General features: G+C 61.2%; 11 protein-coding genes. 4 read left to right on the plus strand and 7 right to left on the minus strand.

The annotated features are described in order from the left end of the window. Positions 1 to 178: 178 nt before the first annotated feature. Positions 179 to 1,495: an OprD family porin gene (locus tag REH34_RS09475; protein WP_226506830.1), complete on the plus strand. Its 1,317-nt coding sequence runs from the start codon at positions 179 to 181 to the stop codon at positions 1,493 to 1,495. Between the two features lie 65 nt (positions 1,496 to 1,560). On the opposite strand, the gene pcaC is transcribed toward REH34_RS09475, so the two are convergent. The 7 genes from pcaC to pcaR all read right to left on the minus strand — a co-directional run bounded on the left by pcaC (position 1,561) and on the right by pcaR (position 9,724). Then, on the minus strand, positions 1,561 to 1,956 hold the full coding sequence (pcaC, locus tag REH34_RS09480) for a 4-carboxymuconolactone decarboxylase (protein WP_226506829.1): 396 nt from the start codon (positions 1,954 to 1,956) through the stop codon (positions 1,561 to 1,563). A 22-nt stretch (positions 1,957 to 1,978) separates the two neighbouring features. Next, on the minus strand, positions 1,979 to 2,776 hold the full coding sequence (pcaD, locus tag REH34_RS09485) for a 3-oxoadipate enol-lactonase (RefSeq protein WP_311971476.1): 798 nt from the start codon (positions 2,774 to 2,776) through the stop codon (positions 1,979 to 1,981). A gap of 23 nt (positions 2,777 to 2,799) precedes the next feature. After that, positions 2,800 to 4,176 (minus strand): 3-carboxy-cis,cis-muconate cycloisomerase, encoded by a 1,377-nt coding sequence (locus tag REH34_RS09490; RefSeq protein WP_311971477.1) that lies wholly within the window; start codon positions 4,174 to 4,176, stop codon positions 2,800 to 2,802. Positions 4,177 to 4,222: 46 nt separating this feature from the next. After that, entirely contained in the window at positions 4,223 to 5,512 is a 1,290-nt protein-coding gene (locus REH34_RS09495; RefSeq protein ID WP_226506826.1) for an MFS family transporter, read from the minus strand. Between the two features lie 304 nt (positions 5,513 to 5,816). After that, positions 5,817 to 7,022, minus strand: a complete 1,206-nt coding sequence (gene pcaF / locus REH34_RS09500) for a 3-oxoadipyl-CoA thiolase (RefSeq protein ID WP_226506825.1) — start codon at positions 7,020 to 7,022, stop codon at positions 5,817 to 5,819. Positions 7,023 to 7,182: 160 nt separating this feature from the next. Beyond that, the gene (locus REH34_RS09505; protein WP_226506824.1) at positions 7,183 to 8,529 is read right to left on the minus strand and encodes an MFS transporter; all 1,347 of its coding nucleotides are present in this window, start codon (positions 8,527 to 8,529) and stop codon (positions 7,183 to 7,185) included. A 352-nt stretch (positions 8,530 to 8,881) separates the two neighbouring features. Next, positions 8,882 to 9,724, minus strand: a complete 843-nt coding sequence (pcaR, locus tag REH34_RS09510) for a pca regulon transcriptional regulator PcaR (protein WP_226506823.1) — start codon at positions 9,722 to 9,724, stop codon at positions 8,882 to 8,884. A 55-nt stretch (positions 9,725 to 9,779) separates the two neighbouring features. On the opposite strand from pcaR, the gene REH34_RS09515 reads away from it, so the two are divergent. The 3 genes from REH34_RS09515 to REH34_RS09525 all read left to right on the plus strand — a co-directional run bounded on the left by REH34_RS09515 (position 9,780) and on the right by REH34_RS09525 (position 12,322). Continuing rightward, the gene (locus tag REH34_RS09515; RefSeq protein WP_311971478.1) at positions 9,780 to 10,010 is read left to right on the plus strand and encodes a hypothetical protein; all 231 of its coding nucleotides are present in this window, start codon (positions 9,780 to 9,782) and stop codon (positions 10,008 to 10,010) included. Between the two features lie 305 nt (positions 10,011 to 10,315). Then, positions 10,316 to 10,522 carry a hypothetical protein gene (locus REH34_RS09520; RefSeq protein ID WP_226506890.1) on the plus strand — a complete coding sequence of 69 codons (207 nt, stop codon included), beginning with the start codon at positions 10,316 to 10,318 and terminating at the stop codon, positions 10,520 to 10,522. 324 nt (positions 10,523 to 10,846) lie between these two features. Then, positions 10,847 to 12,322 (plus strand): inorganic phosphate transporter, encoded by a 1,476-nt coding sequence (locus REH34_RS09525; RefSeq protein WP_311971479.1) that lies wholly within the window; start codon positions 10,847 to 10,849, stop codon positions 12,320 to 12,322. Positions 12,323 to 12,363 lie beyond the last annotated feature (41 nt).

A 12,363-nucleotide genomic window follows, 5' to 3' on the forward strand; every position in this document is an offset into this window, starting at 1 on the left:
ACAATAAATAACAAAAGGTTGAGCCCCATGTCCATGCGCACTCCCCTACCCGATTGATCTCTTCAAGATGCGCCAGCGTTTTGCGCTGACGGCATCCGAACGACTGAACATCACGATTGCGACATCGACGTTGCGGCTTGCACCTGCATTCAGATCACCAAAAGAGCACACAATAAAAATGAGCAAACACACAGGCAAACACCGCGTTACCCTCAGCCTCCTGACGCTGGCGACCCTGGGCGCCGGCGCCCCGAGCTTCGCTGACGACGCCCATGGCTTCGTTGAAGACGCCAAGGTCAACCTCAACCTGCGCAACTTCTACTTCAACCGCAACTTCGTCGACAACGGCAAATCGCTCGTCGTGCCGGGCGCGACCAAACGCGGCGCGGCAGATGAATGGACCCAAAGTTTTATCCTCGACGCCAAGTCCGGCTTCACTAACGGCTTCGTTGGCTTCGGTGTCGACGTATTGGGGTTGATGTCATACAAACTTGATGGCGGTAGAGGCACCTATGGCTCGCAACTGCTGCCGGTGCATGACAACAACACCCCGGCCGACTCATTCGGCCGCCTGGCGATCGCTGGCAAGGCGAAGATCTCCAAGACCGAACTAAAAATCGGCGAATGGATGCCAGTGCTGCCGATCGTCCGTGCCGACGATGGCCGCTCGCTGCCACAAACTTTGAAAGGTGGCCAGATCACCTCCAAGGAGATCAAGGACGTGACCCTGTACGCCGGCCAGTTCAGCGGCAACAGCCAGCGTAACGACGCCAGCATGGAGCGCCTGTCGCTCAACACCGCCGGCACCACGATCCACGGCAAACCGAGCATCAGCAGCGACCACTACAACTTTGCCGGCGCCGAGTACACCTTCAACGACAAACGTACTCTGGTGGGCGCCTGGTACGGTCAGCTGGAAGACATCTACCACCAGAAATACTTCCAGATCCTGCACTCGCAACCGATCACCGACAACATTACCGCAGGCGCCAACCTCGGTTACTTCATCGGTGATACCGATGGCTCGGCACTGGCAGGCGATCAGGACAACCGCACCATGTCCGGGCTGTTCTCGCTCAAGGTCGGCTTCAACACCTTCTACGTCGGCTTGCAGAAAGTCATGGGCGAAGCCGCCTGGCAGCGCATTGCGGGCACCAGCGGCGGCACCCTGGCGAACGACAGCTACGGCTGGAGTTACGAGCTCAAGGACGAGAAGTCCTGGCAGGTCCGCCATGATTACAACTTCGCCGGCCTCGGCGTACCGGGCCTGACCTTGATGAACCGCTTTATCGAAGGCTCCAACGTGCATTCCAACGGCGTCACCGATGGTGAAGATCGCGGTCGCGAAACCGAGGTCGCCTACGTGCTGCAAAGCGGTACCTTCAAGAACCTGTCCCTGCGCTGGAGGAACTCCACCTTGCGCCGCAACTATGGCAACACCAACAGCTTCGACGAGAATCGGGTGATCATCCAGTACCCGATTTCGTTCCTGTAAGCGCCCAGGCGGCATAAACAAGAACCCCCGCATTCAGCGGGGGTTCTTGTTGGAGCAGACAAAAGTCAGCCCTCACGGGACTCGACGCCCAGCTCGTCCCACACCGATTCGGCCAGGTGGAACGTCGCGTTGGCGGCCGGGATACCGCAGTAGATCGCGCTCTGCATCAGCACCTCCTTGATCTCGGCACGGGTCACCCCGTTGTTGGCAGCAGCCCGCAGATGCAGCTTGAGTTCGTCATTGCGGTTCATGCCGATCAACATGGCGATAGTGATCAGGCTGCGGGTGTGACGCGGCAGGCCCGGGCGCGTCCAGATATCACCCCAGGCGTGGCGGGTGATCATTTCCTGAAATTCCGAGTTGAACTCGGTGAGGTTCTTCAGACTACGATCGACATGGGCTTCGCCCAGGACGGCGCGACGCACTTGCATGCCGGCTTCGTAACGTTCTTTCTCGTCCACAACGGACCTCCCAGATGGTCTTTTAAAGGTTCTTGCTCAGCAAGAATTCGATCACACGCTGGCTGAACGCGTCGCCCGCCTGCACGTTGGACAGATGCGCCGCGTGGAACTCGGCGTATTCGGCGCCCTTGACGTGCTCTTTGATGAACAGGCTGCCGGCGGGTGGCGTCACCGCGTCTTCGGTGCCAGCGATCACCAGCAGCGGCACCTTGATGGCACCCAGTTGCTCGCGGAAATCAGCATCGCGCACCGCACCGCAGTTGGCCGCATAGCCCTCAGGGTTGGTCGAGGCCAGCATATCGGTGATGCGCTTGGCCTGATCCGGATGCGCCTCGGCGTAGTCCGGGGTGAACCAGCGGGCAATGGAAGCATCGCGCAGGCCGACCATGGCGGCCTCGCGATCGCGCAGGACCATTTCGATACGCGGATTCCAGATGTCCGGGGTACCGATCTTGGCGGCCGTGTTGCAGACCACCAGACGGCGCAGGCGCGAGCCGGCATTGATGCCCAGCCACTGCCCGATCAGCCCGCCCATGGACAGACCGCAGAAATGCGCGCGGTCGATGTTCAGCGCGTCGAGCAGCGCCAGTACATCCTTGCCCAGTTGCTCGATGCTGTAGGGCCCCGGCGTGACCAATGATTGGCCATGGCCGCGGGTGTCGTAGCGCAACACGCGAAAGTGCTCGGTAAAAGCCGGGACCTGGGAGTCCCACATGTGCAGGTTGGTACCCAACGAATTGGACAACACCAGCACTGGCGCATCGCTCGGGCCATCGAGTTGGTAGTTCAGTTCGCCATCGGCGAGTTGTACGCTTCCCACGGGCAGTCTCCTTCAGGCATTGATCAGGCGTGGCTTGAGTGTTCGAAACGAGTGTGCTCGGCCACCGCGCGCTCGACCCAGACTTGCGCCTGACCGAGGTAGTGGGCCGGATCCAGCAGGCGGTCCAGTTCGCTGGCCGACAATTCGGCCGTGACCTGGGCATCGTCGCCCAGCACCGCACGCAGGTGCCGACCTTCGGCCACCGCGCGCTTGCAGCACTGCTCCAGCAAGTGGTGGGCGGTGTCACGCCCCAGGCGCTGGGCGAGGACGATACTGACCGCTTCGGCCAGTACCAGGCCCTGAGTCAGGTCGAGGTTTTTGGCCATGCGCGCGGCATCCACTTCCAGCCCCTTGGCAAACAGCAGGGCCTGCTGCAGCGCGCCAGAGACCAGGCAGCAGATCTCCGGCAGGGTGTCCCATTCGGCGTGCCACAGGCCGAGGCTGCGCTCGTGCTCCTGGGGCATGGCGGCGAACATGGTAGAGACCAGCCCCGGCACTCGGCTGGCGGCACCGATCAGCACCGCGGCACCGACCGGATTGCGTTTGTGCGGCATGGTCGACGAACCGCCCTTGCCAGGTGCCGACGGCTCGAACACCTCGGCGGCCTCAGTCTGCATCAGCAGGCTGACGTCGCGGCCCAGCTTGCCGAGGCTGCCGGCGATCAGCCCGAGCAGCGCTGCGAACTCCACCAGCCGATCGCGCTGGGTGTGCCAGGGTTGCTCGGGCAAGGTCAGATCCAGCGTGCGGGCCAGCGCTTCGGCGATCGGCAGGGCCTTGTCGCCCAGCGCCGCGAGGCTACCTGAGGCGCCACCGAACTGCAGCACCAGCAGGCGCGGCTTGATTTCAGCCAGGCGCTCGCGGTGACGAGTGACGGCGCCCAGCCAGCCGGCGATTTTCATCCCCAAGGTCACTGGCGTGGCGTGCTGCAGCCAGGTGCGCCCGGCCATCGGCGTGGCCGCATAGCGTTGCGCCTGCGCGGCCAGCACGGTGGCCAGCTCGCCGAGGTCGGCTTCCAGCAGCCCCAGCGCGGCGCGCAGTTGCAGCACCAGGCCGCTGTCCATCACGTCCTGACTGGTAGCGCCCAGGTGCACGAAACGCTCGGCGCCGGCGTCCTTGTCGGCAATTCGCTTGCCGAGCATCTTCACCAGTGGAATAGCCGAGTTGCCAGCACTGACGATCGCCTCGCCCAGCGCCTCGAAATCGTAGAGGCTGGCGTCACACGCCGCCTCGATAGGTGCCACGGCCTCGCTGGGGATTACCCCCACCTCGGCTTCGGCACGCGCCAGACCGGCCTCGAAATCCAGCATGCCCTGGACCCGCCCGCGGTCGGAAAATACCTCGCGCATGTCGCGGCGGGTGAAGTAGGCATCGAACAACTGATTGCTCGGTCTGTCGCTCATAACTCAACCTCTCTAGGCGCGCCCGACTATCGGGTGCGCGGATGGATCAATGATCCTGGTGCAGGTACTTGGGCTCTTTGGGCAAGCGCAGGCTGAACAGGAAAGCAATCACCATCATTACCGTCACGTACCAGTAGAAAGTGTTTTCGCTGCCTCCGGCCTTGAGCTGCAGGGCGACGTATTCTGCCGAGCCACCGAAGATCGCGTTGGCCACCGCGTAGGCCAGGCCAACTCCGAGCGCACGTACTTGCGGCGGGAACATCTCGGCTTTGACCAGGCCGCTGATCGAGGTATAGAGGCTGACGATGGCCAGTGCCAGGGTGATCAGCACGAATGCCAGGAACGGACTGGTCACGGTTTTCAGCGCAATCAGGATCGGGAATACGCAAAGCGCGCCGAGAGCACCGAACCACAGCATGGATTTACGCCGCCCGATCCTGTCGGCCAACATGCCGAACAACGGCTGCATGCACATATAGCAGAACAGTGCGCCGGTCATGATGTAGCTGGCGGTCTTGGCGTGCATGCCCGCCGTGTTGACCAGGTACTTCTGCATGTACGTGGTGAAGGTGTAGAAAATCAGCGAGCCACCGGCGGTGTAGCCGAGAACGGTGATGAAGGCCGCGGTGTGATTCTTGAACAAACTGGCAATGCTGCCGGCGTCCTTGTCGGCGCGTGTTTCGGCGGTGCTGGTTTCTTCAAGCGTGCGACGCAGCAGCAGCGAGATCACTGCGGCAACGGCACCGACCACGAACGGAATGCGCCAGCCCCAGGCCTTCAGCTCGGGCTCGTCGAGAAACTGCTGGAGGATCACCACGGTCAGCACCGCCAGCAACTGACCGCCGATCAGGGTCACGTATTGGAACGAGGCGAAGAAGCCGCGCTGGCCGCGCAATGCCACTTCACTCATGTAGGTGGCGGTGGTGCCGTACTCACCGCCCACCGACAGCCCCTGGAACAGGCGCGCCAGCAGCAGGATGATCGGCGCCCATACGCCGATGGTGGCGTAGGTCGGCAGAAAGGCGATGACCAGCGAGCCGAAGCACATCATCAGCACCGAAATCATCATCGAGTTCTTGCGCCCGTGCTTGTCGGCCACGCGGCCAAACAGCCAGCCGCCAATGGGCCGCATCAAAAAGCCCGCGGCGAACACACCTGCGGTGTTGACCAGCTGAACCGTCGGGTTGTCGGAGGGGAAAAACGCAGGGGCGAAATAAATGGCGCAGAAGGCGTAGACGTAGAAGTCGAACCACTCCACCAGGTTGCCCGAAGAGGCACCGACGATAGCGAAGATGCGCTTCTTGCGCTCCTCTCCCGTGTAATGAGTTGTTGTCATTTTTTGCTCACTCGTTGAGGGTACTAACGGTTTAGACATATACCGTAACATCCTCATGGCACAAGGCAATTACCCAAACCCGTTTCTGCCTTGCGTGGAGGCACAAAAGGGTTCGGGCGATCGACTAGTTCACCCCGGTCGAGCTGGGGTGAACACGCCAGCGCCTGAAGGCACCGGCGTTGTTGCTGCTTGTTATCGGGGATTTCGAGGGCCTGTTCGCGAGCAAGCTTTGCTCTCAGAGCGTTGGCCTGTCACCTGTAAGAGCAGGCCGGCCCGCGAAGAGGTCGGCACAGCCCACAATGACTCAAACCCGTTCGATCGCCAGCGCCAAACCCTGACCAACGCCGACACACATGGTCGCCAATCCCTTCTTACCGCCGGTTTTTTCCAGGTGATGCAGTGCGGTGAGGATCAACCGAGCGCCGCTCATGCCCAACGGGTGGCCCAAGGCAATGGCGCCGCCGTTCGGATTGACCTGCGGCGCATCGTCGGCCAAACCCAGGCCGCGCAGTACCGCCAGGCCCTGGCTGGCGAAGGCTTCATTGAGCTCGATGACGTCGAAATCGCTGACTGCCAGGCCCAGGCGCTCAGTGAGCTTGAGCACTGCTGGCACCGGGCCAATACCCATGACCCGAGGGGCGACCGCAGCGCTGGCCATGCCGAGCACCCGAGCACGTGCGGTCAGCCCATGTTTTTTCACCGCTTCGGCCGAGGCCAGGATCATCGCCGCAGCGCCGTCATTCACGCCCGACGCGTTGCCGGCGGTAACGGTCTTGTCAGCGCCATTGACCGGCTTGAGCTTGGCCAGGGTCTCGAGGCTGGTATCAGCGCGGGGATGCTCATCGGTGTCGACGATGGTTTCGCCCTTCTTATGGGCGATACGCACCGGCACGATCTCTTCGGCAAAGAAACCCGCAGCCTGCGCGGCGGCCGTGCGTTGCTGGCTACGCAGGGCGAAAGCGTCCTGATCGGCGCGCGACACCTGATAATCGTCGGCAACGTTGTCGGCGGTCTGCGGCATCGCGTCGACACCATATTGGGCCTTCATCAGCGGATTGACGAAGCGCCAGCCGATGGTGGTGTCTTCGAGCTTCATGTTGCGCGAGAACGCCGCATCGGCCTTGCCCATCACGAACGGCGCACGGGACATCGACTCGACGCCGCCAGCGATCGCCAGCTCCATCTCGCCACTGGCGATGGCGCGGAAGGCGGTGCCCACGGCGTCCATGCCCGAAGCGCACAGGCGATTGAGGGTCACACCCGGGATGCTCTCCGGCAGGCCGGCAAGCAAGGCGGCCATGCGCGCGACGTTGCGATTGTCTTCACCGGCCTGGTTGGCGCAGCCGAGGAACACTTCATCCACCTGATCCCATTGCACCGAGGGGTTGCGCTCGATCAGCGCCTTGATCGGTGCCGCCGCCAGGTCATCGGCGCGCACGCCGGACAGACCACCGCCGAAGCGACCGATAGGGGTACGAATGGCATCACAGATAAAAACATCACGCATCATGCTTCTCCTGATACTGGGCCTTTACAGGCCCGAGGCAGATTAGACCGTGCAGAATAAAAAAGGCGCGAGGCATGCGCCGCAAAGTGCAGCAGAGTAAGCGTCTGCTGCACGGCAAACAATCCGATAATCGACTATCAGTTCGATTATCGAACAAAGATGCTCAGGTGGCATCGGCGTGGCTGACCAGCCCCTTGATCACCACGGCGGTGCAAGCCACTGCGGCAGGCACCACCAACGCAGTGAGTACCTGCTCGAAATTCCAGCCCAGGCCCAGCAGCGTCGCGCCGATCCAGGCTCCGAGAATCGCGCCGAAACGACCGATACCGAGCATCCACGAGACGCCCGTGGCACGCCCCTGGGTCGGATAGAAACGCGCGGCCAGCGACGGCATCGCCGACTGCGCGCCGTTGACGCACATACCGGCGACCAGCACCAGCGTGGCCAGGACCGTGATATGTCCCAGGCTCTGCCCCACGGCGTAGGCGAAGACACCGGCCAGCAAATAGAAGGTGCCGATGACCTTGTGCGGATTGAAGCGGTCCATGGCCCAGCCCACGCCTACCGCGCTCAATACGCCACCGAACTGGAACAGGGCGCCGATGAAGGCTGCCTGTTCCATGCTCGCGCCGTTTTCGCGCATCAGCGTCGGTAGCCAACTGGTCAGCAGATAGACGATCACCAGGCCCATGAAATACGTCAGCCACAGCAGCAAGGTGCCGGCGCTGTAGGTGCCCGAGAAAATGACCGCCAGCACGTTACGCGATTTGACCGTCTGCTGCTCCGGCACACTGAAACTGCCCGCCTGTGCCACCTGGATCGGCTCGATAGGCGCCAGCACCTTGCGCACCTTGTCGGTACCGCGATTGCGCACCACCAGAAAACGCGCCGACTCTGGCAGCCAGAACAGCAGTACTACGCAGAGGATCAACGGCAGGATGCCACCCAGCAGCAGCAAGGCGTGCCAGCCAAACGCGGGAATCAACTTGGCAGAGATAAACCCGCCACCGGCCATCCCCAGGTTGAAGCCGCAGAACATACTGGTGACCAGCAGCGACTTCTTGCGTTCAGGGGTGTATTCGGACAACAGCGTGGTGGCATTGGGCATACCCGCCCCCAGGCCGAGCCCAGTGAGGAAGCGCAGGATCAATAGTTCCTGAACGTTGCCGCTGAATGCCGAGGCCAGGCTGAACACGCCGAACACCAGCACCGCGCCAACCAGCACGCCTTTGCGCCCGAAGCGGTCGGCCAACGGCCCGGAACCCAAAGCACCGAAGACCATGCCGATCAGCGCGGCACTCATCACCGGCCCCAGGCTGGCGCGGTCGATCCCCCAGTCCTGGGACAGCGCAGGCGCAATGAAACCCATGGCCGCAGTGTCCAGGCCATCGAGAAAAACGATCAGGAAGCACAGAATGACCACTCGCCACTGATAGCGAGAGATCGGACTGGCATTGATGAAGGACTGTACGTCGAGGCACTGTCCGACTTTGCTTTCGGGACTGTTCATGGTTTTTATCCGTTTTATAGAGTGACGCACAGGGCGTCCGTACCGAGCGTGGCGCGGCACAGGTATTGCGATGCAAAAGCTTTGATCAGCTCCCTTGGGAACCGATATCTGGTGGACGTGGGCGATACACGTGCTGGAGATGGATCATGGTGGGGCTTGCCTCTCGCTCATTATTATTGTGGACCGCGCAGCAACGATCCGTGGCGACGACATTAATAAGCCGGGCTCGGGGCCGTCAATTCGACAAACGCGTATCCGTGCGTTTATCGGACATCAATCGCTGACCTGCCGGCCATAGCCATGCTGCCCCATCGAGTCGCGACCTGTTTGCGGCGCGCTTACCTGAACACGCCTACCTGAACAGTTGTGCGCTCAGTTCACGGCTGGCGCTGAGCAGAATCGGCAAGAATCGGGTTTCCAGTTCGCTGCGCGGGACCCGACCCGCATGGGTACTCACATTAAGCGCTGCAAGTACTTGGCCCGAGGCGTCATAGACCGGCACTGCAATAGAGCGCAGGCCTTGCTCGAGTTCTTGGTCAACGATGCACCAGCCTTGCTCGCGCACTTGCTGCAGACAGGCGAACAGCGCCTCTGGGTCGGTCAGGGTGCGGCTGGTCTTGGGCTGCAATTCGACGTTTTGCAAATAATCCTGCAGGGTCGCATCATCCAGCGCCGAGAGCAGGATGCGACCCATGGACGTGCAATAGGCCGGCAGACGCCCACCCACCGACAGGTCCACCGAGATCAACCGTTGGGTCGTGGCGGAACGCGCTATATAGAGAATGTCGTCGCCTTCGAGCGTAGCCATGTTGCAGGCTTCGTGCAGTTGCTCGCTGGTACGGTCCAGATAGGGCTGCGCCGACACCGCCAGCGGCGTCGATGACAGGTATGCATGGCCGAGGGTCAGTACTTTGGGCAGCAGCGAATAGGTGCGCCCATCGGTGGTGGCGTAGCCCAGTTTGATCAGGGTATGCAGGCAGCGACGCACGGCCGCCCGAGGGATTTCGGTACGGTGGCTGATCTGGGCGATGGTCAGGTGACGCTTGCGTTCCTGAAACGCCTGCACCACGGCAAGCCCCCGGGCCAGCGATGTCATGAAGTCCGGATCGCCAGCAAACGCCTGAATGCGCTTGGCGGCCGACGCGACGATGGGCGGCGCCAAAGAAGTGAAGGCGCTACGTAATTTGTCGTTCATGCGCAATTCCTGACGGCTCGAATATCATCCAGGTGCGCGAAGGCACCTGGCAGCTTTGGGCGATTATCGAACCACCGGCCGATTATCGCAACACCCCAGGCCAGCGACCGGCAGCGGACTTGAAGAATGGATGTTTTCTGTCGATGAAACATCCGCTAATAAACTGAAACTTTTAAATACCTTTGACCTCAAACTTTACAAGGCAAGGGTTTACGGATTAAGTTACGACTTGTCCGGCACGCTGAAACAAAATGCAGCGTTTGGATTACCTTCCACGCCGGTGTGAGGATAGTGTTCCACAGCGCCCTTGCTATAATCGGCGCCTGGACAAAGAACCTCCGCGATACCCCATCATCAGCTCATCAATGGTTATCGCGGGCACGTTCGACCGATCTGCATGCAGCGCTTCCTGGAAAACATCCGGAGTTGCACATGCCCTATCGGCGACGACCTACTCTGTCGCTGCGACAGCAATTCCCTTGGACGCCGCAGCCCGTGCAGCCTCGACCATCCCCGCCATTAGTTCCGCGGGTGGGCAAGGCGCAAGGACAATACGTCCGAAATGGTTTTATTAATCTATTAGGTATTAACGTGACAAAAGACGAACTGCGCGCAGAACTCGAGCGCCAGGAACAACGTTACAAGGATGTTTACGGCGGTGAGATCACCACTTATGCGGCCCAACCGGACCCTGAGCGTAAACCTTGGCGTAAAAGGGCAACGGTCCAGGATCAAGCGTTTCAGCAAGAACTGCAAAAGATCGAGCAGGAACTCAAGCAGGAGCCGGCTGAGCAATGACACTGCGCCGCGATGGCCACAGGCGGGTGCGGCAGATTTGTCGTTGACTGCCTGCAGGCCGCTGAATGCAACAACATTTTTAAGGTCATGAAGTAAGCGGTCTCGACACTTTTTTCATACGGCCGTTTGAAAGCGATCCACCTGAGTCGAGCCCCCGATTTCAAGGGGTATTCCAGGTATCCGAGTGCCCCGCCCTGCACATCAGTGCAACGCAGTGTCTCGCTCGGAAAACTCCGAACCGCTCGAACGGTGGGTCAGTGGTGCATCGAACGCCAAGGATTTCTGGCATAATCGCGCCCCCTTTGAACTGGTCACAAAACCTTCATGATCGAATTATTCAGCGGCCTCGACGCCTGGGTGGTGATAAGCCTCATTCTCGCCCTGACGTTCGTCCTCGCCTTCGAGTTCATCAATGGCTTTCATGACACTGCCAACGCGGTGGCCACAGTCATTTATACCAAGGCCATGCCACCACAACTGGCGGTACTCTTCTCGGGGCTATTCAACTTCCTCGGCGTGTTGCTGGGCGGTGTCGGCGTGGCCTATGCCATCGTCCATCTGCTGCCGGTGGAACTGTTGATCAACGTCAACACCGGCCATGGGCTGGCCATGGTGTTCTCGCTGCTCGCTGCCGCGATCGCCTGGAACCTGGGGACCTGGTACTTCGGCATTCCGGCCTCCAGCTCCCATACCCTGATCGGCTCGATACTGGGTGTGGGCCTGGCCAACGCCTTGCTCAACAACATTCCGTTGGCCGACGGCGTTAACTGGCAGAAGGCTATCGACATCGGCGCTTCGCTGGTGTTCTCGCCGGTGGCCGGCTTCCTGGCCGCGGCCGTCGGGTTGCTGATCCTGAAAAAATGGCGCCCGGCATCCAAGATGCACAAGACCCCGGACCAGCGCAAAAAGCTCGACGACAAGAAGCACCCGCCGTTCTGGAATCGTCTGGTACTGGTGATTTCGGCGATGGCCGTGAGCTTCGTGCACGGTTCCAACGATGGCCAGAAGGGCATCGGCCTGATCATGCTGGTATTGATCGGCATCGTGCCGAGCCAGTTCGTGCTGGACCTCACCAGCACCACCTATCAGATCGAACGCACCCGCGACGCTACCGTGCACCTGAACCAGTTCTATCAGCGCAACAGCGCCACCCTGGGCGAGTTTCTGGCCCTCGGCAAGGCGTCCGACAGCGATCTGCCGGCCCAGTCCAGTTGTAACCCGAAGCAGACCGAGCCGACCATCCACGCGCTGCTGGGCAACCTCGAGGGCGTAGCGGATTACCACACGCTCGCGCCAGAAAAGCGCATCGAAGTGCGCCGCTATCTGTTGTGCCTGGATGACACCGCGAAAAAAGTCAGCAAGCTGCCGGTACTCGATGCTCGCGAGAAGGCCGACCTCGACAAGCTGCGCAAGGACCTGACCGGAACCACCGAGTATGCCCCGTTCTGGGTGGTGGTCGCTGTCGCCCTGGCCCTGGGTATCGGCACCATGGTGGGCTGGAAGCGCGTGGTCCTGACCATCGGTACCAAGATCGGCAAGCAAGGCATGACCTACTCCCAGGGCATGTCGGCGCAGATCGTCACGGCATCGATGATCGGCCTGGCCAACATCTTCGCCCTCCCCGTGTCGACTACCCATGTGTTGTCGTCGGGGGTCGCCGGTACCATGGTGGCCAACAAGAGCGGCCTGCAGGGGGGCACCATCAAGACCATCCTGCTGGCCTGGGTGCTGACCCTGCCAGCCTCGATGGCACTGGCGGCCGGGCTGTTCTGGCTGGCCTCCAAGGTGCTCGGGACCTGATCTCGGGTTGATACGCGGCCTGTCGTAGGCGCTTTCATGGC

Source organism: Pseudomonas baltica (assembly GCF_031880315.1).
Classification (GTDB): Bacteria; Pseudomonadota; Gammaproteobacteria; order Pseudomonadales; family Pseudomonadaceae; genus Aquipseudomonas.

Coding starts and splice junctions, on each gene's coding strand:
- REH34_RS09475 (WP_226506830.1), top strand. CDS start 179: ATGAGCAAACACACAGGCAAACACCGCGTTACCCTCAGCCTCCTGACG.
- REH34_RS09490 (WP_311971477.1), bottom strand. CDS start 4,176: ATGAGCGACAGACCGAGCAATCAGTTGTTCGATGCCTACTTCACCCGC.
- REH34_RS09495 (WP_226506826.1), bottom strand. CDS start 5,512: ATGACAACAACTCATTACACGGGAGAGGAGCGCAAGAAGCGCATCTTC.
- pcaF (WP_226506825.1), bottom strand. CDS start 7,022: ATGATGCGTGATGTTTTTATCTGTGATGCCATTCGTACCCCTATCGGT.
- REH34_RS09505 (WP_226506824.1), bottom strand. CDS start 8,529: ATGAACAGTCCCGAAAGCAAAGTCGGACAGTGCCTCGACGTACAGTCC.
- pcaR (WP_226506823.1), bottom strand. CDS start 9,724: ATGAACGACAAATTACGTAGCGCCTTCACTTCTTTGGCGCCGCCCATC.
- REH34_RS09525 (WP_311971479.1), top strand. CDS start 10,847: ATGATCGAATTATTCAGCGGCCTCGACGCCTGGGTGGTGATAAGCCTC.